Source organism: Planobispora longispora, assembly GCF_016863135.1.
GTDB lineage: Bacteria > Actinomycetota > Actinomycetes > Streptosporangiales > Streptosporangiaceae > Planobispora > Planobispora longispora.
Window position 1 is genome coordinate 1 of the sequence record NZ_BOOH01000049.1, and the last position, 22,280, is coordinate 22,280.

General features: G+C 72.5%; 16 protein-coding genes. 9 read left to right on the top strand and 7 right to left on the bottom strand.

The annotated features are described in order from the left end of the window. Positions 1 to 25 precede the first annotated feature (25 nt). Entirely contained in the window at positions 26 to 964 is a 939-nt protein-coding gene (locus Plo01_RS29255) for a diacylglycerol/lipid kinase family protein (RefSeq protein ID WP_203893941.1), read from the bottom strand. Positions 965 to 1,099: 135 nt separating this feature from the next. Continuing rightward, positions 1,100 to 3,838 (bottom strand): immune inhibitor A domain-containing protein, encoded by a 2,739-nt coding sequence (locus Plo01_RS29260; RefSeq protein ID WP_239317295.1) that lies wholly within the window; start codon positions 3,836 to 3,838, stop codon positions 1,100 to 1,102. A gap of 243 nt (positions 3,839 to 4,081) precedes the next feature. Here Plo01_RS29260 and Plo01_RS29265 point away from each other — a divergent pair, with 243 nt between their 5' ends. The 9 genes from Plo01_RS29265 to Plo01_RS29305 all read left to right on the top strand — a co-directional run bounded on the left by Plo01_RS29265 (position 4,082) and on the right by Plo01_RS29305 (position 15,452). Continuing rightward, complete coding sequence (locus Plo01_RS29265) at positions 4,082 to 5,443, top strand: FAD-binding oxidoreductase (RefSeq protein WP_203893943.1); 1,362 nt, start codon at positions 4,082 to 4,084, stop codon at positions 5,441 to 5,443. Positions 5,444 to 5,594: 151 nt separating this feature from the next. Continuing rightward, entirely contained in the window at positions 5,595 to 7,400 is a 1,806-nt protein-coding gene (locus Plo01_RS41120; protein ID WP_275415434.1) for a protein kinase domain-containing protein, read from the top strand. A 138-nt stretch (positions 7,401 to 7,538) separates the two neighbouring features. Beyond that, a complete protein-coding gene (locus Plo01_RS29275; protein WP_239317326.1) occupies positions 7,539 to 9,071 on the top strand; it encodes an acyl-CoA carboxylase subunit beta in 1,533 nt (510 codons plus the stop codon). An 8-nt stretch (positions 9,072 to 9,079) separates the two neighbouring features. Further along, the gene (locus Plo01_RS29280; RefSeq protein ID WP_203893946.1) at positions 9,080 to 11,053 is read left to right on the top strand and encodes an acetyl/propionyl/methylcrotonyl-CoA carboxylase subunit alpha; all 1,974 of its coding nucleotides are present in this window, start codon (positions 9,080 to 9,082) and stop codon (positions 11,051 to 11,053) included. Positions 11,054 to 11,111: 58 nt separating this feature from the next. Further along, positions 11,112 to 11,936: an enoyl-CoA hydratase/isomerase family protein gene (locus tag Plo01_RS29285; RefSeq protein WP_203893947.1), complete on the top strand. Its 825-nt coding sequence runs from the start codon at positions 11,112 to 11,114 to the stop codon at positions 11,934 to 11,936. A gap of 58 nt (positions 11,937 to 11,994) precedes the next feature. Next, a complete protein-coding gene (locus Plo01_RS29290) occupies positions 11,995 to 13,827 on the top strand; it encodes an acyclic terpene utilization AtuA family protein (protein ID WP_203893948.1) in 1,833 nt (610 codons plus the stop codon). A gap of 154 nt (positions 13,828 to 13,981) precedes the next feature. Next, the gene (locus Plo01_RS29295) at positions 13,982 to 14,188 is read left to right on the top strand and encodes a hypothetical protein (protein WP_203893949.1); all 207 of its coding nucleotides are present in this window, start codon (positions 13,982 to 13,984) and stop codon (positions 14,186 to 14,188) included. 84 nt (positions 14,189 to 14,272) lie between these two features. After that, complete coding sequence (locus Plo01_RS29300; RefSeq protein WP_203893950.1) at positions 14,273 to 15,145, top strand: helix-turn-helix domain-containing protein; 873 nt, start codon at positions 14,273 to 14,275, stop codon at positions 15,143 to 15,145. A gap of 46 nt (positions 15,146 to 15,191) precedes the next feature. Beyond that, a complete protein-coding gene (locus Plo01_RS29305) occupies positions 15,192 to 15,452 on the top strand; it encodes a hypothetical protein (protein WP_203893951.1) in 261 nt (86 codons plus the stop codon). Between the two features lie 82 nt (positions 15,453 to 15,534). Here Plo01_RS29305 and Plo01_RS29310 read toward each other — a convergent pair whose 3' ends face one another. From Plo01_RS29310 to Plo01_RS29330, 5 genes are all read right to left on the bottom strand, one after another. After that, complete coding sequence (locus Plo01_RS29310) at positions 15,535 to 16,182, bottom strand: TetR/AcrR family transcriptional regulator (RefSeq protein WP_203893952.1); 648 nt, start codon at positions 16,180 to 16,182, stop codon at positions 15,535 to 15,537. A gap of 91 nt (positions 16,183 to 16,273) precedes the next feature. Then, positions 16,274 to 18,355 (bottom strand): glycosyltransferase family 39 protein, encoded by a 2,082-nt coding sequence (locus Plo01_RS29315; protein ID WP_203893953.1) that lies wholly within the window; start codon positions 18,353 to 18,355, stop codon positions 16,274 to 16,276. Next, on the bottom strand, positions 18,352 to 19,548 hold the full coding sequence (locus tag Plo01_RS29320; protein ID WP_203893954.1) for a bifunctional glycosyltransferase family 2/GtrA family protein: 1,197 nt from the start codon (positions 19,546 to 19,548) through the stop codon (positions 18,352 to 18,354). Before Plo01_RS29320 ends, Plo01_RS29315 begins: the two co-directional genes overlap by 4 nt. A gap of 409 nt (positions 19,549 to 19,957) precedes the next feature. Next, a complete protein-coding gene (locus tag Plo01_RS29325; protein WP_203893955.1) occupies positions 19,958 to 21,487 on the bottom strand; it encodes a HAMP domain-containing sensor histidine kinase in 1,530 nt (509 codons plus the stop codon). Then, positions 21,484 to 22,191, bottom strand: a complete 708-nt coding sequence (locus Plo01_RS29330) for a response regulator transcription factor (protein WP_203893956.1) — start codon at positions 22,189 to 22,191, stop codon at positions 21,484 to 21,486. Before Plo01_RS29330 ends, Plo01_RS29325 begins: the two co-directional genes overlap by 4 nt. Positions 22,192 to 22,280: the final 89 nt, after the last annotated feature.

Sequence of the window (22,280 nt, forward strand, 5' to 3'; positions counted from 1 at the left end):
GCGCCGTACCAGCGCAGACGTAGGGTCAGGAGTCGACGAAGCTCTGCGGGACCATCACGCGCAGGCCGTTGGGGACGGTCCTGATCGTGATGGGGGTGCGCAGGCGGACCTCGCCGTCGACGTCGGCGGCCATCGGGGGGTCGGTCTCCAGGTAGATCTCGGTGCCGATGACGAACGGGCCGCCCGCCAGGCTGCGCCAGCGGCCGGTGCTGGCCCGGACCAGGGTCTCCAGCAGCAGCCGCAGGCGCTTGCCCGAGCCGAGCTGGTAGGCGACCAGCATGCCGTCGTCGATGCTGATGTCGCGCGCGACCTGCCAGCCGCCGTGGAAGCGGCCGTTGGCGATGTTGAGCTGGTGGGTGAGCAGCTCGTGGCGCTTGCCGTTCACCGTGAGGAACGCCCGGAACGGCCGGTGGCCGGGGAGGATGGTCAGGGCGGTGAGCGGGTAGACGGCCCGGCCGAGGACGCGCTTGAGCCAGGGCTTGACCGTCCCGGCGACCTCGACCGAGACGCCGAAGCTGGTCAGGTTGGCGAACTCCCGGTCGCCCGCGATGCCCAGGTCGATGTCGGCGACCTTGCCGGTGCGGAAGACCCGGATCGCCCCGGCCAGGTCCAGCGGCAGGCCGAGGCTGCGGGCGAAGTTGTTGGTGGTTCCCAGCGGGAGCACCCCGAGGGCGACGTCGCGGTGGGCGACGTGCTTGACGGCGGCGCTGAGCGTGCCGTCGCCCCCGCCCACGACGAGCAGGTCGGGCTTGGCGTCCAGGGCCGTGTCCAAGGTGGCGCGCAGGCGCTTGGGGTCGTCCACCGGGAAGACGCCGACCAGGTCGAAGCCCTCGGACCGGAGCGTGCTGATCACCCGCGGGTAGCGGTGACGGCCGCGCCGGGACCGCGTGTTGACCACCACGCACACCCTGCGCTCACTCTGGATCGCCGCGGTGTGCTCGGCCTTGCTGCGAAGCTCGCTCACACTTCACCTTTTCATGGAGATGTTCCCGGTAAATGGTAGAGCCCCGCCGTCAGTCGACGGCGGGGCTCCACCCCTGTCCGATCATGTCCCGGACACCGGGTCAGGCTCCGTGCGGGCCGGGATCGGCGCCGGGGGTCACTTCGCGGGCGGGGTGACCTGGACGATGACGCCGAGGTTCGCCGGGAGCGGCGCGATCAGCTTGATCTGCACGCCCAGCGCCTTGCCCTCGTCACCGGGGTTGCCGGAGCCGAGGATGTGGCCGCCGCCGATGTCCGTGCCGTACATCTCGGTGGCGGGGGTGCCGTCGGGGTTGACGACCCGCGTGCTGTACGGCTGGGCGCCCTTGGACGGCACGACCGCCGAGGCGTCGCGGTGACGGTAGAACAGGCTGCCGTCGCGGACCTCCAGACCCGGGTACCAGGTCTTGGCGTCGCTGAAGGTCTTCACGCCGGGCAGCGCCGGGAACTTGGTGCAGTACTCGGTGAACGGCTCACCCTCGATGCACTCGGTGAACGGGTACGTCTTGCCGAAGGTGAAGGCCGCGTTGGAGGACTGCGGGCGCGAGGGGAGGTTCTTCAGCGCCGACGGGTCCTTCGCCGCCGCCTCGCCGGTCCGGCGGAGCGGCTCGTAGTGCGAGTCGACCACGAGGATCTCGCCCTTGGGGCCGACCGAGGGCAGCTCGAAGGTGTGGGCGTCGCCGTCGTTCTCCGGGTAGGCCGCGTCGCGGTACCAGACCAGCAGGCCGGGCGCGTTGTACTTGAGCTTCTCCACCTTCCAGGCGTTCTCGTGCGCCCAGGTGGTGTCGTAGGCGTACTGCAGGCCCTTGTCGAAGCCGTCGAAGGTGCGCCACTCGGCCAGGTAGTACTGGGCGCTCTGCAGGCTGCCGCTGTGGATGTTCCAGCCGATGCCGGAGGTGTCGGTGAAGGTGCCCTTGACGGCGGTCCAGCCGTTCTCGCCGCCCTCGACGTCGTCGCTCCACACCGTGGCGCCGCCGGCGGTGACGGAGAAGTCGTCGGAGAACCAGCCGGTCTCCTCGGTGCCGGCGTCGGTGGCGTAGCGCAGCCGCAGCTGGACGGTCTGGCCGGCGAACGGGGCCAGGTCCACGTAGTCGTGGCGCCAGCCGCTGGTCGCCCCGGTCAGGCCGTACTTCTTGTCGCCGTAGTCGTGCATCCGGCCGTTGGGGTCGGCGTAGCCGTCGTCGGTGGAGACCAGGGCGCCGGACTCGTCGTAGATCTTCTGCTCGGTCCAGGTGGTTCCGCCGTCGGTGGAGATCTCGACGAAGCCGTAGTCCCAGTCGGCCTCGATGGCGTACTGGTTCCACATCCAGAACCGGGCGTCGTCGCCGGCCGGGACCTGGATGGTCCGGGTCAGCTTGACGTCGGCCCAGCTCTGGTCGTTGCCCGACCACCACATCTTGCCGCCGCTGTGCGGGACCGCCATCACGACGGTCTTGTCCGGGAGGTTGACGCGGACGCCGTCGGCGGTGTGCTTGGGCGTGCGGGAGGCCTGGCCGACGGTCAGGGCCTTCTTGCGGTCACCCGGGTTGAGGATCTCCGGGTCGGCCCAGCCCATCACCCACTTGGCGTACAGACCCATGTGGGTCGGCATCGACTGGATGAGCGGGCCGGCGTGCGAACCGGAGGACATCAGGTCCCAGAAGTCCACGCTGGTGTCGCCGCCGCCGGTGGCGTCGTAGAAGTCCGGCAGGCCCAGGTCGTGCCCGTACTCGTGGGCGAAGATGCCGACCCCGGAGTCCTCCGGCTGCACGATGTAGTTGGAGATCTTCTTGTCGGTGCCGGGGACGGTGTAGCCGCCGGCCACCGCGCTGGAGTGGGCCCAGATGGCGTAGGTGCCCTCGGCTCCGCCGCCGCCGGACTTGTCGGCGCCGGCGTGCACGAGCACGAGGTGGTCGATCACGCCGTCCGGCTCGAGGAAGTTGCCGTCGCCGTCGGCGTCGGAGACGTCCTCGACGTCGTAGTCGGCCCAGGGGAAGTCCGGCTGCTGCTGGGCCAGCACGTTGACCGCGTCGATGGGGAGCGCGCCGGGGCCCGCCGGGTTGTCGGGGTGGCCGGCCATGTCCTGCGGCCGGGTGCCGCAGCGGCCGGCGCCGTACCAGGCCTCCGAGTGCGGGACCTTGATCCAGCCGATCGCCTGACCGGTGACGGTGTAGGCGCCCTTGGACATCTCCTCGTACATCTTCTTCATGGTGTAGCCGGAGATGTCGATGCCCTTCTTACCGTCCCGGGGGTCGGTGAGGTCCGTCCGGACGCGCTGGGTGATCCCCTTGTCCGAGTAGAGCATCTTGTTGTAGTGATCCGGGCTGAAGTCCGGAACCCACATGGTGTTGTTGTCCTTGCCCGCGCCGGAGCTGGCGGGGTTGGGGATGTTGTTGTGCAGCGGGCCGTTGAGCTTGGTGCCCGGCGGCTCGGTCACGCAGTCGTTGACGTCGTCGATCGACTTGGGCCGGCTGAACCCGGAGAAGTCGTCGTTGGCGTTCTCGTTGAACTCGACCAGGAGCGTCAGCAGCTTCGCCTGCTGGGTCTGGCCCGCCTTCTTGAAGATGAAGTCGAAGGGGTTCTTGCCCGTCCTGATCGCCCGGCTCTCGCGTGAGGAGAGAACCTTGGCGGCGACCGGGTTGCCCTCGGCGAACTTGCGGTCGATCTCCTGGGCGTGGGCGAGCCCCGACCGCGAGCGCTTGGCCGTCCCGGGCTGGAACCGCTCGTCGGTCGTGGTGGTGTCGCCCTGGACGTACGGAGGCGCGTAGTTGATGTAGTAGTCGCTCGCCGTCGGGACGTACCGTGCTGCCGAATCGTCGGCCTGGGCCGACGCGCCGCTCACGGACAGCCCCGTGGCGGCCAGCCCGAGCACGGGCACGAGCGCGAGCAGGCGCCTACCGGCGCCTCTGCCTCTGCTGGACAACGGAATTACCCTCCCTGCCCGGGTTCGCCGGGCGCGGACGTTCCCCGGCACGCCGGTATGAGCGCACCGTGCGGGACGTTAGAGGAGAAGGTAAAGGAGAAGTAAAGACGCCGACTTATGTTGTCAAAGTGTGATCAATCGTTTATGTCGGAGGGTGGGCGAATTTAGGCGTTCAGCCTGGCGTCGTACAGTCCCTGTGTGACCGCTATCGATGAGCTCATCACCGCTCTCGGCCCCGAGAAGGTGCTGACCGACCCCGACGTGACGGACTCCTACGCCCGCGACCGGACCTTCCTCGAACCCGGCAGGCCGCTGGCCGCCGTGCTCGCCGGGGGCCGCGACGACGTGGTCGCCGTCATGCGATGGGCGAGCGCCCACCGGGTGCCGGTGGTGCCGCGCGGGGCCGGCACCGGCCTGGCCGGCGGGGCGACGGCCGTCGAGGGGTGCGTGGTGCTGGCGCTGCACCGGATGGCGGCGATCAGGGAGCTGTCGCCCGCCGACGAGATCGCCGTGGTGGAACCCGGCGTCATCACGGCGGATCTGGACCGGGCGGCCCGCGAGTTCGGGCTGATGTACGCCCCCGACCCCTCCTCCTACGAGATCTCCACGATCGGCGGGAACCTGGCCACCAACGCGGGCGGGCTGCGCTGCGTGAAGTACGGCGTGACCCGCGACTCGGCACTCGGGCTGGAGGTCGTGCTGGCCGACGGGCGGATCCTGAACACCGGCAGGCGGACCGTCAAGGGCGTGACCGGCTACGACCTGACCGGGCTGTTCGTCGGCTCGGAGGGCACGCTCGGGGTGATCACGGCGGCCACCGTACGGCTGCGCCGGGCCCCGCTGGCCTACCCCGCGACGATCGCGGCGGAGTTCGGCTCGCTGCGGGACGCGGCGGCGGCCGTGGCGGCGATCATCGCGGACGGCTGCCAGCCCTCGCTGCTGGAGATGCTCGACCGGGCCACCCTCAAGGCCATCGACGACTGGAAGAACATCGGCCTGGAGCCGTCCGTGCAGGCGATGCTGATCGCCCAGTCCGACGCCGTGGACGGGCAGGCGGTGGCCGAGCGGATGCGCGGGCTGTGCGAGGGCAACGGGGCGTCGTTCGTCGCGGTCTCGGCCGGCCGGGAGGAGGCCGAGGAGCTGATCGGCCTGCGGCGCCTGGCCTACCACGCCAAGGAGCGGCTCGGCGCGTGCCTGGTGGAGGACGTGTGCGTGCCGCGCTCGGCGCTCCCGGACATGATCTCCGCCATCGAGGACATCGCCGCCCGGCACGAGGTGCTGATCTGCACCGTGGCCCACGCCGGGGACGGCAACCTGCACCCGGTCTTCGTCTTCGACCGGGGGCTGCCGGAGCCGCCGCCGCAGGTGTGGGCCGCGGCCGACGAGGTCTTCCGCGAGACGCTGCGCCGGGGCGGCACCCTCACCGGGGAGCACGGCGTCGGGCTGCTGAAGCAGCGCTGGCTGGCGCTGGAGACGGGACCGGTCACCGAGGAGATCCACCGGGGCCTCAAGCGGGTGTTCGACCCGCTGGGCATCCTGAATCCGGGCAAGGCCGTCTGACGCCCGGCGGGCTGGATGGGGCGAGACCGTTATCAACCGATCGTCCACACCTCAGCCCACGCTGGTAGCGTGCTGCCCCACGTGACCGAATTTTGCATGTTTGCCGGGGGGTAACGTGGTACAGCCGCTCGCGGCGGGGGATCCTCAGCGGTTGGGCGCCTTCGAGCTGACCGGCCGGCTCGGGGAGGGCGGCCAGGGTGTCGTCTATCTGGGGCGGGGGCCCCAGGGCGAGCAGGTCGCCGTCAAGCTCCTCCATCACGGACTCACGGCGGACCCCGACGCGCGCACCCGTTTCCTCCGGGAGGTGGCGGTCGCCCAGCGGGTGGCCCGGTTCTGCACCGCGCCGGTCCTGCACGCCGATCTCGAGGGCAGCCAGCCGTACATCGTCAGCGAGTACGTGCCGGGCCCGTCCCTGCGCCAGCTCGTCGACCGGGAGGGCCCGCGGCGGGGCGCCGCGCTGGAACGGCTGGCCGTCAGCACCGCCACCGCACTGGCGGCGATCCACCGCGCCGGGATCCTGCACCGGGACTTCAAGCCCGCCAACGTGCTGATGGGCCCCGAGGGCCCGGTCGTGATCGACTTCGGTATCGCCAGGGCCCTGGACGCCCCCGGCGTGACCGCGACCGGGATGGCCATGGGGACGCCCTCCTACCTGGCGCCCGAGCAGCTCGGCGGGGGCGAGGTGACGCCCGCGGCCGACGTGTTCGCCTGGGGCGTCACGATGGTCTTCGCCGCCACCGGCGCGCCCGCCTTCGGCCAGGACTCCATCCCCGTGGTCATGAACCGCATCCTGACCGTGGAGCCGGAGCTGGGCGGCCTGGAAGGGCCGCTGCGCGGCCTGGTCGCGGCCTGCCTGTCCAAGGACCCGGCGGCGCGGCCGACCGCCGAGCAGCTCGTCTCCCACCTCATGGCCGGCACGGCCCCCGCCGCCCCGGCCCTGCGGGACGCGTCCACCCTGCCGTCCGCCCCCGGCCTCGTCCCCGCCCCCGGCCCCGTCCCCGCCCCCGGCCCCGTCCCCGCCCCCGGCCCCGCGTCCGCGCCCGGCCCCGCGCGGCGGAAGCCGGCGCGCGGGTCGCGCCGCCCGACGGGCCTGCTGCTGGCCGCGGCGGCGGGAGCGGCCGCGCTCGCCGTGTCCGCCGGGACCGTGGTCGTCATCCAGAACACCGGCAGCGCCTCGGCCGCGCGGTCCCCCGCGCCGGAGGCGTCCGCACACCGGCAGGAGCAGCGGTCCGAGACCCCCGACCCGCAGCTCGTCCCCGACGATCCGCCCGCCGCGGAGACCTCCGCCGGCCCCGGTGAGGAGAACCCCGGACCGGAGGAGAGCTCCCTGGTGGCCCTCCAGCCCACGCGTGACGTCGAGCCCCAGCCGGAACCCCGGCCGGAGTCCGGGCCCGAGTCGTCCGAGCACGCGTCCAAGCCGGGGTCGAGCCACCGCCCGACGAAGAAGGCGCCGGACCCGGAGCCCTCCGGATCCGGGGACGGGCTGCTGGACCCGAGCGACGCGCCGTCGCAGAGCCCGACGAGCGACCCGCCGAGCCCGACGGCCAGGCCCACCACCGCCAAGCCCACCGTCAAGCCGACGGTGAAGCCCACCGTGAAACCCACCGTCAAGCCGACGCCCACGCCGAAGCCGAACCCGTACAGGGCGGCGGCGCTGTGCGGGTCGGGGTTCAAGCAGATCAACGCCCGCGCCCTCGGCGCCCGCGCGACCGTCCACCTCCTCTACAACGCCGCGACCGGGAAGAACTGCGTCGTCACCATGTCCAAGTACGTGGTCCCCCAGAAGATCAAGATGAACGCGGTCATCCAGGTGCAGGGCGGCGCGACGGCGAGCAACCCGGGCGCTTTCACCGCCTACGCGGGCCCGGTCCGGCTCGCCGCCGCCAAGAAGTGCATCATCTGGGGCGGCACGTACGGCACGGTGACCTGGAAGAGCGGCTGGAGCCACTGCGGCTGACCCCGGCCGTCCGGCGGCCCGGTTCCGTGCCCCGGACCGCCGCCGGGTGGAGAATCCGAAGGACATGCGCTGGCAAGGGAGACGTTCGTGAGCCGGTTGGAAACCTCCTCGGGCGACTACCCGGCCCGGCGTGAGGCGATGCTCGCCAAACTGGCCGAGCTGGAGGCCGAGCAGGCCAAGGCGGTCGCGGGCGGCGGCGAGAAGTACGTCGAGCGTCACCGGCGGCGCGGCAAGCTGCTCGCCCGCGAGCGGATCGAGCTGCTCCTCGACCCCGACTCGGCGTTCCTGGAGCTGTCGCCGCTGGCCGGGTGGGGCAGCGACTTCCCGGTCGGGGCGAGCGTGGTCACCGGCATCGGGGTGGTCGAGGGCGTCGAGTGCGTGATCGTCGCCAACGATCCGACCGTGCGGGGCGGCGCGTCCAACCCGTGGACCCTGCGCAAGACGCTCCGGGCCGCCGACATCGCGCTGGAGAACCGGCTGCCGCTGGTCAACCTGGTCGAGTCGGGCGGGGCCGACCTGCCGACGCAGAAGGAGATCTTCATCCCGGGCGGCCGGATCTTCCGCGACCTGACCCGCCTGTCGGCCGCCGGGATCCCGACGATCGCCCTGGTGTTCGGCAACTCCACCGCCGGGGGCGCCTACGTGCCCGGGATGAGCGACCACGTGGTCATGGTGCGGGAACGCGCGAAGGTCTTCCTGGGCGGCCCGCCGCTGGTGAAGATGGCCACCGGCGAGGAGGCCGACGACGAGTCGCTGGGCGGCGCGGAGATGCACGCCCGCGTCTCCGGGCTGGCCGACTACCTGGCGGCCGACGAGCACGACGCGCTCCGGATCGGGCGGCGGATCGTCCGCGGCCTCAACTGGGTCAAGCGCGGGCACGCGGCGGGCGCCGCGCGCGATCCCCTGTACGACGAGGACGAGCTGCTCGGGATCGTCCCGGAGGACCTGCGGATCCCGTTCGACCCGCGCGAGGTGATCGCGCGGGTCGTGGACGGCAGCGTGTTCGACGAGTTCAAGCCGCTGTACGGCGCCAGCCTGGTGACCGGGTGGGCGCGCCTGCACGGCTACCCGGTCGGGATCCTGGCCAACGCGCGGGGAGTCCTCTTCAGCGAGGAGGCCCAGAAAGCGGCGCAGTTCATCCAGCTGGCCAACCAGGCACGCACGCCGCTGATCTTCCTGCAGAACACGACCGGCTACATGGTCGGCCAGGAGTACGAGCAGGGCGGCATCATCAAGCACGGCGCCATGATGATCAACGCGGTCTCCAACTCGACGGTCCCGCACCTCACGGTCGTCATGGGGGCGTCGTACGGCGCGGGCAACTACGGCATGTGCGGCCGGGCCTACGCCCCCCGGTTCCTGTTCTCCTGGCCGAGCGCGAAGTCGGCCGTCATGGGGCCCGCGCAGCTGGCCGGGGTGCTGTCCATCGTGGGCCGGGCCGCGGCGCAGGCACGCGGGCAGGTCTACGACGAGGAGGCCGACGCGGCGATGCGCGCGATGGTGGAGGCGCAGATCGAGGCCGAGTCCCTGCCGTTCTTCCTGTCCGGGCGGCTCTACGACGACGGGGTCATCGACCCCCGCGACACCCGCACCGTCCTGGGCCTGTGCCTGTCCGCCGTCAACAGCGCCCCCGCCCCGGAGCCCGCGGGCTTCGGCGTCTTCCGGATGTGACCGCCCCCATGATCACTCGTCTGCTCGTCGCGAACCGGGGCGAGATCGCCCGCCGCGTCTTCCGCACCTGCCGCGCCCTCGGCATCGAGACGGTCGCGGTCTTCTCGGACGCCGACGACGGCGCGCCGCACGCCGCCGAGGCCGACCACGCCGTACGGCTCCCCGGGGCCCGGCCCGCCGACACCTACCTGTCGATCGAGAAGATCGTCGAGGCCGCCCGGCGCGGCGGCGCGGACGCCGTCCATCCCGGCTACGGCTTCCTGTCGGAGAACGCCGCGTTCGCCCGCGCCGTCCTCGACGCCGGCCTGACCTGGGTGGGCCCGGACCCCGCGGCCATCGCCGCCATGGGTTCCAAGATCGAGGCCAAGTCCCTGATGGCCGCCGCCGGAGTGCCCACCCTCCCCAGCCTCGCCGTCCCCGCCGCCGCCGGCGCCGTGGGCGCGGCCGGGGACTGGCCGTACCCGCTGCTGGTCAAGGCGTCGGCGGGCGGCGGGGGCCGGGGCATGCGGGTCGTCCGTACGCCCGGCGAGCTCGGCCGGGAGATCGAGGCGGCGCGGCGGGAGGCCGAGGCGGCCTTCGGCGACGGGACGGTCTTCGTCGAGCCGCTGCTGGAGCGCGCCCGGCACATCGAGGTGCAGATCCTGGCCGACGCGCACGGGACGGTCTGGGCGCTGGGCGAGCGGGAGTGCTCGATCCAGCGGCGGCACCAGAAGGTGGTCGAGGAGACGCCCTCCCCCGGCGTCTCCCCGGAGCTGCGCGCCCGGTTGTGCGAGGCGGCCGTCCGGGCGGCCCGCGCCATCGGATACATCGGCGCGGGCACCGTCGAGTTCCTGGTGAAGGACGACACCGTCGCCTTCCTGGAGATGAACACCCGCCTGCAGGTCGAGCACCCGGTCACCGAGTGCGTCCACCGGGTCGACCTGGTCGAGCTCCAGCTCCGGATCGCCGAGGGTGAGCCCCTGCCCCCGGCTCCCCCGGAGCCGGGGGGTCACGCCATCGAGGTGCGCCTGTACGCCGAGGATCCCGCCCGCGACTGGCTCCCGCAGAGCGGCGTCCTGCACCGCTTCGACGTCCCCGGCGTGGACGCCCGCTTCTCCCCCGTCACCCACGGCCTCCGGCTGGACTCCGGCGTCGAGGACGGCTCCGAGATCGGCGTCCACTACGACCCGATGCTCGCCAAGGTCGTCGCGCACGGCGTGAACCGCGCCGACGCCGCCCGCAGGCTCGCCGCCGCCCTCGCCCGGGCGCGCGTCCACGGCCCCGTCACCAACCGGGACCTGCTGGTGGCGGTCCTGCGTCACCCGTCCTTCCTGGCGGGCGAGACCCACACGGGTTTCCTGGACGAGCACGCCCCCGCCGCCTCCCCCTCCGGGGAGTACGGCCTCTCCGCGCTCGCCGCCGCCCTCGCGGAGGCCGCCGCCAACCGGGCGGCGGCGACCGTGCAGGCCGGGCTGCCCAGCGGGTGGCGCAACGTGCCGTCCCAGCCGCAGCGGGTCTCCTTCCAGGTCGACGGCGGGACGGGCGCGGACGTGTGCGCGGTCGCCTACCGCCTCACCCGGGACGGCCTGCGGGCCGACGGCTTCCCGGGCACCGTCCTGGTCGGCGCCACGCCCGGGACCGTGGTGCTGGAGACCTCCGGCGTGCGGCGCCGCTTCTCGGTCGCCCGCCACGACGGCGTGACGTACGTGGACTCCCCGCTCGGCGCGGTACGGCTCACGCCCCTGCCGCGCCTGCCCGAACCGGTCGAGACACTGGCCCCGGGCTCCCTGCTGGCCCCGATGCCCGGTACCGTGCTGCGCGTCGAGGTGAAGTCCGGGGAACCGGTCGCCGCGGGCCAGGTGGTCGTGGTGCTGGAGGCCATGAAGATGGAACATCGGATCATCGCGCCCGCCGGGGGCACGGTGGCGGAGCTGAACGCGACGCCGGGCCGCCAGGTCGAGGCGGGGGCCGTACTGGCCGTGATCGAGGAAGAACAGGCATGAACGCCGCGCGGAGGCAGGGAGCCTCACCCGCGAGGCGCCGAGGAGCGGAGTGGGTCAGGTGAGCAGAGACGGTGGCTGGCCGGTGGAGCGGCTGGTGCACAAGGAGGTGTCCGGCGGGGTCGCCACCATCACGCTGGACTCCCCGCGCAACCGGAACGCGCTGTCGGTGCGGTTGCTGGGCGATCTCGAGGACCGGCTCAACTGGGCGCTGGCCGAGGAGAGCGTCCGGGTGATCGTGCTCACCGGGACCGGGCCGGTGTTCTGCGCCGGAGCGGATCTGAAGGAGCAGCGCGTCGAGCCGGGCGAGGCGCACGAGGCGCCGGTGACCGCGTCGTTCCCGGAGATCATGAGCATGATCTGGAACAGCCCCAAGCCGGTCGTCTGCCGGTTGAACGGCACGGCGCGCGCCGGAGGGCTCGGTCTGGTCGCGGCCTGCGACTTCGCGATCGCCCCCGACTCGGCGTCGTTCGCGTTCACCGAGGTACGGCTGGGCGTGGTACCCGCGATGATCTCGGTGACCGTGCTGCGGCGGCTCGACCCGCGCGCCGCCGCCGAGTACCTGATGACCGGGGAGACCTTCGACGCCGCCCGCGCCCAGGAGATCGGCCTGCTGACCCGCGCCGTACCGGCCGGGGAGCTGGACGCCACGGTCGCCCACTACGCGGGCATGCTGCTGCGCGGCGGTCCCGAGGCGCTGGCGCTGACCAAGCAGCTGATCCGGCAGGTGCCGGGGCTCACGGTCGAGGAGGGCATGCGGCGGATGGCCGAGCTGTCCGCCCAGCGGTTCACCTCGGCCGAGGGCCAGGAGGGCATCGCCGCGTTCATGGAGAAGCGCCCGCCCTCCTGGATCCCGTCCCGGGAGGAGACCGCGGCCCCCGGGTGAGCCGTCCCGCGAAGACCGCACGGCACCGTCCCGCGACCACCCGGCCGAAGGAGGCCCGATGCTCCGCATCGCCAACTGTTCCGGCTTCTACGGCGACCGGCTCTCGGCCGCGCGGGAGATGGTCGAGGGCGGGCCGATCGACGTGCTCACCGGTGACTGGCTCGCCGAGCTGACCATGCTCATCCTCGCCGGGAACCGGCTGAAAGGCCGGCCCGGATACGCGCCGACGTTCCTGAAGCAGCTGGAGCAGGTCCTGGGGACCTGCGCGGACCGGAACATCAAGATCGTCGCCAATGCCGGCGGGCTGGACCCCGAGGGGTGCGCCGCGGCGGTGTCCGCGCTGGCCGACCGGCTCGGCCTGACGGTGCGGGTCGCCCACGTGACCGGGGACGACCTGCTCGGCGGAGGACCCGGCGAGTCGGGAGGCTCCGCGCCTTCCGGAGAACGGCCCTGGCGGGACGTCCTGGGCGAGGCGGTGAACGCGGACACCGGGGAGAAGCTGCCGGCGGCCCCCCTGACCGCCAACGCCTATCTGGGCGGCCGGCCGATCGCGACCGCCCTGTCCGCCGGGGCGGACGTGGTGGTGACCGGGCGCGTCACCGACGCGGCGCTGGTCACCGGGCCCGGCATCTGGCGGTACGGCTGGCGCCCGGACGACTACGACGCGCTGGCCGGGTCGGTGGTCGCCGGGCACGTCATCGAGTGCGGCTGTCAGGCGACCGGCGGCAACTACGCCTTCTTCGGCGAGGCGCCGGACCTCGCCCACTGCGGTTTCCCGCTGGTGGAACTGGAGGCCGACGGGTCCAGCGTGGTCACCAAGCATCCCGGGACCGGCGGCCTGGTCTCGGTCGGCACGGTCACGGCCCAGCTGCTGTACGAGATCGGCTCCCCCCGTTACCTCGGTCCCGACGCGGTGGCCCGGTTCGACACGATCCGGCTGGAGCAGCAGGGGCCCGATCGCGTCCGGATCTCCGGCGTGCGCGGGGAGGCCCCGCCGGACACGCTCAAGGTCGCGGTCAACTACCTCGGGGGCTACCGCAACACCATGACCCTGGTCCTGACCGGCCTGGACATCGAGGCCAAGGCCCGCCTCGCCCAGGACGCCGTCTGGGCCCGCGTTCCCCGGGACGCCTTCGAGCAGGTCCACACCGAGCTCACCCCCCTCGGGGACGCCGCCCTGCTCCGGATCACGGTGATGGACTCCGACCGCGCGAAGGCCGGTCGCCGGTTCTCCTCCGCCGTGGTCGAGACCGGCCTGGCGAGCTATCCGGGCTTCTACGGGCTGACCCCTCCGGGCGACGCCTCGCCGTACGGCGTCTACTGGCCCGTCCTGGTCCCCGCCGCCTCCGTCTCCCCCCGCGTCCACCTCGACGGCCGCGAACTCCCCGCCGCCACCGACCCCCTCCCCCCGGCGTCCGCCATCACCGAACGACCCGGCACCGTCCCCGCCTCCACCGGGCAGACCGCCTCCTCCTCCGCCACCACCGACCCCCTCCTCCCGGCGCCGGGTCGGCGGGAGGGGGAACGGCGCGGGGCGGCGCCCGTGGACGGCGACCCGCCGGTCGTCCGGGCCCCGCTGGGGGCGATCATGGGGGCGCGTTCCGGGGACAAGGGCGGCAACGCCAATCTCGGCGTCTGGGTCCGGACGGCCGAGCAGTTCGCGTGGCTGGCCGGCCATCTGACGGTCGAACGGATCAGGGAGCTGCTCCCCGCGACCGCCGGGCTGAAGATCGAGCGTTTCGAGCTGCCCAACCTGCTCGCCCTCAACTTCGTCGTCCACGGCCTGCTGGGACGGGGCGTCGCCGCCAGCCCCCGGCTCGACGCCCAGGCCAAGGCTCTCGGCGAGGAGCTGCGCGCCAGGAGCGCACTGATCCCCCAGCGGTTCCTCTGACCTCACGCCTCACATACGGACATGAGGTCATATCAGGCAACAAATCCCCCGAAAAGGATGGGTGCAATTTAACGATTGTTAGCGTCCGACCCCTCGCACCCTCTAATATTGCGCGCAATTGCAAGCCGATGTTGGATCGGGGAAGGAAGCAGTCATGCGTTTGCGGTTTCTCGGCTCCACGTCGGAGGCGGGCGCCTGCCCCTCCCTCTACGAGACCGACCGGGGCACCATCGTCGTCCAGGGGCTCCATGTCACGGACACCGAGGCCCTGTCCGATCTCCTTCACGTCCTGGACGGGGAAATCGCGGTCGAGGTCCCCCGGGAACTCCTGGTGGACATCGCCCGCGAGGTGCTGCGATAAATATTGATCACGATTAGGGCCGTCCCTATGGCCTGATCCACGCCTGCGGGTCTACTCTCGTGCGGCACCGTACGGGAGGTCGCGTTGAGTGGGTTCCAGCAGGCCAGGGCAGACCTCGGCATGCAGCTCAGGCAGCTGCGGGAGACCGCCCGGCTCTCGGGCAAGGATCTCGCCGAACGCCTCGGATGGCAGGCCTCCAAGGTCTCCCGGCTCGAGAACGCCCGGCAGACCCCGACCGAGGACGACATCGCCCAGTGGGGCCGGGTCACCGGCGCCTCCCCCGAGCTCGTCGAGGAACTGGCCGAACAGCTCGACGCCCTGATGGAACGGCAGGACTCCTGGAGACAGCGGCACCGCAGCGGCCTGGCCGCCCTCCAGGAGGACATCCGCGACCTGGAGGCGCGGACCACGACGTTCCGCGTGTTCGAGCCGGGCGTGGTCATCGGCCTGCTGCAGACCACCGAGTACGCCCGGAGCATCTTCACCAGGATCAAACGCCTCTACAACGCGCCCGACGAGATCGACGCGGCCATCCTGGTCCGCATGCGGCGCCAGGAGATCCTCTACGACCAGCGCAAACGCTTCCGCTTCATTCTTCCCGAGGCGGTTCTGCGCTACCGGCTGGCCCCGCTCGACGTGATGCGCGGCCAGCTCGACCGGCTGCTGGCGGTGACCGCGCTGCCGAACGTGGAATTCGGCGTGGTGCCTTTCGAGGCGACTCTCCCGTCCGCCCTTCTCAACGGTTTCTGGATTTACGACCAGGACCACGTCGCGGTGCCGACCCGGACGCGGGACCTGATCCTGCGCGACCCGGAGGACATCACCTTCTACGAGCGGGCTTTCGACGAGTTCTGCGAGGTCGCGGTTTTCCACGGGGAGGCCAGGGCGGTCATCATGCGGGTGCTCGACGATTTTTCTCGACAATCGAGAGACGAGTCTCCGCAATTGCTTGATTAAGCACCCAAGATCGTGCAATCCTCATCCGAGACGGAGGTGACGCACGATGCTGGACACGCTGTCTTGCCTGGAGAGATTCGCCACGGCGATCCGTTCGCACGCCGATCTGTCCGTGCAGAGCATGTCCTTCGGTGATCCCGCCTACGTGCGCGTGCGCAACCGCTTCAGCGAGACCCTCATCGAGACCGTGACGTGCTCGCCCGACGGCGGCTTCATCACCTCCTGGGGTTACCGCCTCGGCAGCGCCGACAACATCGAGGACGCCGCGGCGCGCCTGGCCTTCCTGCTCGCCGCTCTCCCCGCCTGAGTCCCCGGCCCCCTGAGCCCCCGAGCCTCCGGGCGCCGCCCGCTTCCGGGCCCGCGAACCGGCGATCCCCTCCGCCGTACGGCTACGGGGCGGCCTCGGCGGGGAAGGCGGACCGCTCCAGGCCGACCTCCCGGGCCGCGGCGACGCGCGCGTGCTCCAGCAGCCGGTCACGGGACATGTTGCCGGCCTCCAGGGTGTAGCGGATGGCCAGGCCGTCGAGCATGCCGTCGAGGCGTTCGGCCGCGCCCTGCGGGTCGTCGCAGACGAACTCGCCCGCGGCCACCCCCATGGCGATCACGTCCCTGAGGATCTCGATCCAGGCGCCCTCGAACTGCAGCAGGATGGTCCGGACGTGCTCCTCGCGCATCCCGACCGCCCAGGCGTCGAGCCAGAGGATCCAGCCCTGGTCGTCCCGGGAGGCGGGGATGCACAGGCGCAGGATGTGGTCCAGCCGCTCCACCGCGCTCTCCGGACCGTCGGCGATCTCGCGCAGCCGCTGGATCTCCGCCTCGCTCGTGCTGCGGAGCATCTCGGTGATGAGATCGTCCTTGGTGGCGAAGTGATAGTGGATCAGCCCGCCGCTCACATTGGTCGCCTTCGCGATGTCGGCCACGCGGGTGCTGGCCAGCCCCCGCTCCAGGACGACCTTCCGGGCGGCTTCGAGCAACTCGGCCCGCCGCTGGTCTGCCTGGTCGGCGCGACTGCCGCGCGATCCTCCTCCGCTGTGCACGGCGCAAGACTACAGCAGCGCACCCTTCCGCCCCCCGTCGCAAGGTTGATCGGCTGTGCGACCGGTGACACGAGGGGACGGAAGGGACTCGTCAGCCGCAGCGGTAGAGGGACTGCCCGCTCTCCCGCCCGCCGTACTCCGACGGGGAGACCACGCCGCAGTTGGCCTGGACCCACGCGCTCACTTCGGAGTCGCCGCCGCCTCCGGGACCGCCCCGGCCGCCGCCGGGCATCACGTACGCGAGCTCGCCCGCCGAGACCAGCTCCCGCAGCCGGGCCACGGTCATCGCGGGGTCGCTCCCGGTGAAACCGCCCATCGCGATGACGGGCAGGCCGGTCGAGAGGATGATCGACGAGGCGCTCTGCGCGCTGCCCACCGCCACCAGCCAGGTCGCGCCGCCCCGGTTCGCCTTCAGGTACTCGACCATCTGCTCGCTCACGGTCCCGCCGGGACCGCCCCGCATCGAGCCGCGGGCGCCGTCCGCGAACCCGCCGTCCGCCGGGGCGCCGTCCCCCTGAGGTCGCTCCGCCGTACCGGACGCGCCGTCCGCACCGTCCTGCCGCGTCCCACCGGGGAAAGCCCCGCCGGGAAAGCCCTCCCGGGTCCCGTCCGGCGTCCCGCCGGGGCCGCGCATGCCGCCGAAGCCGCCGCTCCCGGCCGGGCCCGCGGTCGGGTTGGTGCCGTTGACGGCCGAGCCCAGCGGGGTCAGGGCGTAGGCGGCGGGCCCGGCGAGCCCGGCGACCAGCCCGGCCACCAGGGCGACGGCGGCGATCCGCAGCTTCACCCGCCGCCCGATCCGCGCCGCGACCAGCGCCGCAGCGGCTGCCACGCTCGCTCCGGCCACCGCCCAGGCCAGCCAGGGCACGAACTCGGGGGTACGGCGCAGCACCGTGAACGCCCACGCCCCGGTGGCCGCGATCCCCACCGGCAGCACCCACGCCCAGGCACGGGACTCCCGGTAGGCCCGCCACATCAGCACCCCGCCGATTCCGGTGAGGGCGGCGACGGCCGGGGCCATCGCGGTGGAGTAATAGGGGTGGAACGTTCCACTGGAGAAGCTGAACACCACGTAGTGCACGGCCAGCCAGCCGCCCCACAGCCACAGGGCCACGCTCGCCCCGCGCGAATCCCCGCGGGCCGCCGGGGCGTCGTCCCCGGATGCCGCGGACGCCTCGGCCGGTCGGGGTCGGCGGGCGGTCAGGACGAGGCCGCAGACCAGAGCGAGGACCGCGAAGGGCAGGAGCCAGGAGATCTGCCCGGCCATGACGTCGTTGAAGAGGCGTCCCGCACCGGCCTCGCCGCCGAACCCTCCGCCGCGCCCCCCGCCGCCGAAGATCCGGCCGAGGCCGTTGTAGCCGATGACCAGGTCCCAGACGGAGTTGTCGGTGCTGCCGCCGATGTAGGGACGGTCGGAAGCGGGCCACAGGTCGACGATCAGCATCCACCACCCGCTGGAGACCGCCAGGGCCGCGCCCGCCGCGAGCAGCCGGCCGAACCGCCGGAGCACCGTGCCCGGGGCCATGGCCAGGTAGACCGGCGCGAGGGCGGGGACCACCAGGTACGCCTGGAGCATCTTGGTGGTGAAGGCCAGGCCGACGAAGACCGCGGAGATCACCAGGCTGCGGGTCCGGCCGTCGCGCACGGCCTGCAGGCAGAACCATCCGGCCAGCACCAGCAGCAGCACCAGGAGGGTGTCGGGGTTGTTGTCCCGGTTGATGGCGACGGTGATCGGGGTCAGCGTCATCACCAGCGCGGCCACCAGCCCGGCGGCGTGTCCCGCCGTCCCCGGCAGCGAGCGCCGTACGGCCGAGTGGACCACGGCGACGGCCGCGACGCCCGCGGCGGCCTGGGGCAGGAGCATGCTCCACGTCCCGAACCCGAAGATCCTGGCCGACAGCGCCATCACCCACAGCGCCATGGGCGGCTTGTCCACGGTGATGAACGATCCCGCGTCCAGGGAGCCGAAGAAGAACGCCTTCCAGCTCTGGGCGCCGGACAGGACGGCGGCGGCGTAGTAGTCGTTGGCGTGGCCGTTGTTCCCGAGCGCCCAGGTGTAGAGCACCGCGGCCAGCGCCAGGACCGCCCAGAACGCCGGGCGGGCCCAGCGCGGGGCCGCGGAGGCCGGGGCCGGGGCCGGGGACGGGGCCGGGGCCGGGGAGATAGGGGCGGTCATCGCGCGGGCCCCTTCACCCGGCGCGGGTTGAAGACCCAGCCGCGCAGCAGCAGGAAGCGCACCAGGGTGGCCAGGGCGTTGGCGGCGATGACCGCGGCGACCTCGGCGGCCGTGGACGCGCCGGGGGCCAGCGAGTTCAGCAGGGCCAGCCCTCCGGTGCTCAGCGCCAGGCCGATGAGGAAGGCCAGGCCGCCTTCGAGCTGCTGGCGCAGGGCTCCCGCGCGGCCGGTGACGCCGAAGGTGAAGCGCCGGTTGGCCGCGGTGTTGGCGACCGCGGTGATGAACAGGGCCAGGGCGTTGGCCATCACGGCGGGCGTCAGCAGCCGCAGGAACATGAACAGGCCCAGGTGGGCCAGGGTGCTGATCACGCCGATGACCGCGAAGCTGGGCAGCTGGCGGGCCATGCCGGCCGGGAGCCGGGCGTCGCGCACGCGCGGCGGGATCGGGATCCCCGCCGGACCCGAGAGGGTCTTGCGCGCCACACGGGCCATGCCCTTCAGGTCGTCCTTGATGGTCTTGACGATGTCCACCCGGCTGTCGGGATCGTCCACCCAGTCCACCGGGACCTCGTGGATGCGCAGCCCGTGCCGCTCGGCGAGCAGCAGCAGCTCGGTGTCGAAGAACCACTCCTCGTCCTCGACCGCCGGGAGCAGCGCCTGGGCGATCTCCGTACGGACCGCCTTGAACCCGCACTGGGCGTCGGAGAAGCCCGCGCCCATCGTGGAACGGAGCAGCAGGTTGTAGGTGCGGGAGATGAACTCCCGTCTGGGCCCGCGCACCACGTTCGCGTTCCGGGACAGGCGGGTGCCGATGGCCAGGTCGCTGTGGCCGGACAGCAGCGGGGCCACCAGCGGCAGGAACGCGTCCAGGTCGGTGGACAGGTCCACGTCCATGTAACTGACCACGTCGGCGTCGCTGCCGGACCAGACCCGGCGCAGCGCCCGGCCCCGCCCCTTGGCCTCCAGGTGGACGGCCCGCACGTGCGGCAGCCGCTCGCTCAGCTCCACGGCGATCGGCCAGGTCGCGTCGGTGCTGGCGTTGTCGGCGATCGTGATGCGGAAGCCGTACGGGAACGTGGTGGCGAGGTAGGAGTGCAGGCGCCGGACGCTCTCGGCGAGCACCCGCTGCTCGTTGTGGACCGGGATCACAACCTCGACCAGCCGAGTGCGTGCCGGCGCCGTCAGCTGGTTCATTCTGCTCCCCGTGGATCGTGGCTCTGATCTGTCATGGCCTCAGGTTCGGCAAGCGGTCTTGGGCGATCCTAAGGCGATCATTAACACAGGGTGAGAAAACCGAGATTTCCTGATTTATCACTCGATCCGGGGAGCCCTGACGGCCGGAGGGCTCCCGGCGATCACACCCGCCCCGGCTCCATGACCGGGCCGACCCCGGTGAGGCGCTCGGACACCTGCCGCAGGCGGGCTTGAGTGCGGATGTCGTGCGAGGCGGAGCTTGAGGCGACACGGACGGGGAGCCCTTGAACCGGAACAAGCGTCCCGTTTAATATGCGGGACGGACGTCCCGGTTGTCTGCCGGGAACGCGGGACGCGATCAACCCGCCGTGGCCGTACCTCGCCCGCGCCCTTCCCCCCCACCGGCGTGTCAGCGCGCGACCGCGGAGCCGGGCAGGCTCTCCGGGGCGACGGCCCCCGGAAGCCGCAGCCGGGCCAGGGCGCCCCCGCCCGGGGCGTTCTCCAGGACGGCCTCTCCCCCGGCGTCCCGTACGGCCTGCGCCACGATGGCCAGGCCCAGCCCGGACCCGGGCATGCCGCGGGCCGAGGACGACCGCCAGAAGCGGTCGAACACGTAGGACAGCTCGTCCCGCGCGATGCCGGGTCCGTGATCGCGGACGGTCAGCTCGCCGTCGCGGAGCCGGACGACCACGGGGCCCCGCCCACCGGGACCGCCGTCCCCCGCGCCCTCGTCCGCCGCGCTCTCCCCCGTCGAGCCGCCAGCCGAGCCGCCGGCCGGACCGTCGGCCGGGGCCCCGGAGAACTTCACCGCGTTGTCGAGCAGGTTGACCACGGCGCGCTCCAGGGCGGCCTGGTCTCCCCGGACGTACCAGGGCCGGAGGTCGACCTCGATCGGGATGCTCCCCGCGCGCAGCCTGGCCCGGTTCACCGCGGACTCGACCACCTCGTGGAAGGCGACCTCGGTGTGCGGCCCGTGCTCCTCCTCGCCGCGGGCCAGCTGGAGCAGGTCCCCGATCAGCGTGGACATCTCCTCGAACTGCGCCTTGAGGCTGCCCAGCAGCCGGTGCCGGGCGGCCGGGGCCAGCGGCCGGCCGGTGTTCTCGCTGCGCAGCAGCAGGTCGACGTTCGTCCGCAGGCTGGTGAGCGGCGTGCGCAGCTCGTGCCCCGCGTCGGCGATCAGCCGGCGCTGCCGCTCGCGGGACCCGGCCAGCGCGGCGGTCATCGCGTTGAAGGAGGTGCCGAGCCTGACGATCTCGTCGGTGCCCTCGACCGGGATCCGGGTGCCGAGGTCCTCGGTCCTGGCGATGTGCTCCACCGCCCCGGTCAACCGCTCCACCGGCCGCAGCGTCGTACGGGCGATGAGCCTGCCGGCCGTCGCGGCGCCCACCACGCCGAGCCCGGCGACCCCGGCGAGGATCCCGGCCAGCCCGGTCAGCGTGGTCTTGAACTCTCCCAGCTCGCGGGCCTCCATCACCGCGTAGCCCGACCCGATGGAGCGGGTCGTCACCCGCACCTCGGCCCCGTCCGCGGTCACCCCGTCCCGGCGCGCGCGCGTGCCCTTCGGCGCCTTCGCCAGGGCGAGGTCCTCCGCGACGACCTTGATGGCGGTGTCGCCGACGGCGCACACCGTCCCCTGCGCGTCGACCAGCTGGATCGGCGGGAAGTTCGGCGGCAGCCCGGGCGGGAGAGCCCGGTCGTCCGCCCGCGGGCGGACGCCGTCCGGCACGGGGACGTCGCCGATCGCGGCGTCCCCGAGGCAGTGGCCGGCGACCCACTCGATCTGCCCTCGCCTGGAGCCCTCCAGGGAACGGTCCACCTGGTCCAGCAGCGCCTTGCGCACGATGAACCAGCAGGCCCCCGCGCACACCGCGATCGCCACGGCCACGGCCACCGCGACCAGCACGGTCAGCCGCGAGCGCAGGGAGCGGCGGCCCCTCACGGGGTGTTCCGCAACACGTAACCGACGCCGCGGACGGTGTGGATCAGCCGCGAGAACCCGGAGACCTCGGTCTTGCGGCGCAGGTACATGATGTAGACGTCCAGGGAGTTGGACGACGGCTCGAAGTCGAAGCCCCACACCTCGCTGAGGATCTGCTCGCGGGCGAGCACCTGGCGGGGGTGGACCATGAACAGCTCCAGCAGCAGATACTCGGTCCGGGTGAGCTCCAGCGGGACGCCCGCCCGGGTGACCTCCCGGGCCGCGACGTCCATCCGCAGGTCGCCGAAGGCCAGCACGTCGGACTCCTCCGACGCCGGGGCGGCCATGGCGCCGCGCCGCAGCAGCGCCCGCACCCGGGCCAGCAGCTCGTCCAGCTCGAACGGCTTGACCAGGTAGTCGTCGGCCCCCGCGTCCAGCCCCGACACCCGGTCGCCCACGGCGTCGCGGGCGGTCAGCATGAGCACCGGCACCCGGTTCCCCGCGGCGCGGAGCCTGCGGCAGGCGGTCAGCCCGTCCAGCCGGGGCATCATCACATCGAGCAGCACCAGCTCGTACGGCTCCCGCTCCAGGGCCTCCAGCGCGGCCTGCCCGTCGACGGCCAGGCCGACCCGGTACCCCTCGAACTCCAGGCTGTTCTGCAGCGCTTCCCTGAGCGCGGGCTCGTCGTCCACGACCAGCACACGCGCCGTCTCGCCCTCACCCATGCCCCCACCGTAAGCACCCTTCATGAGAGCCTCATGAAGGGCCCCGTGCGTTTCCCTGAGAACGCTCACCTGGAATATGCACGGACGCG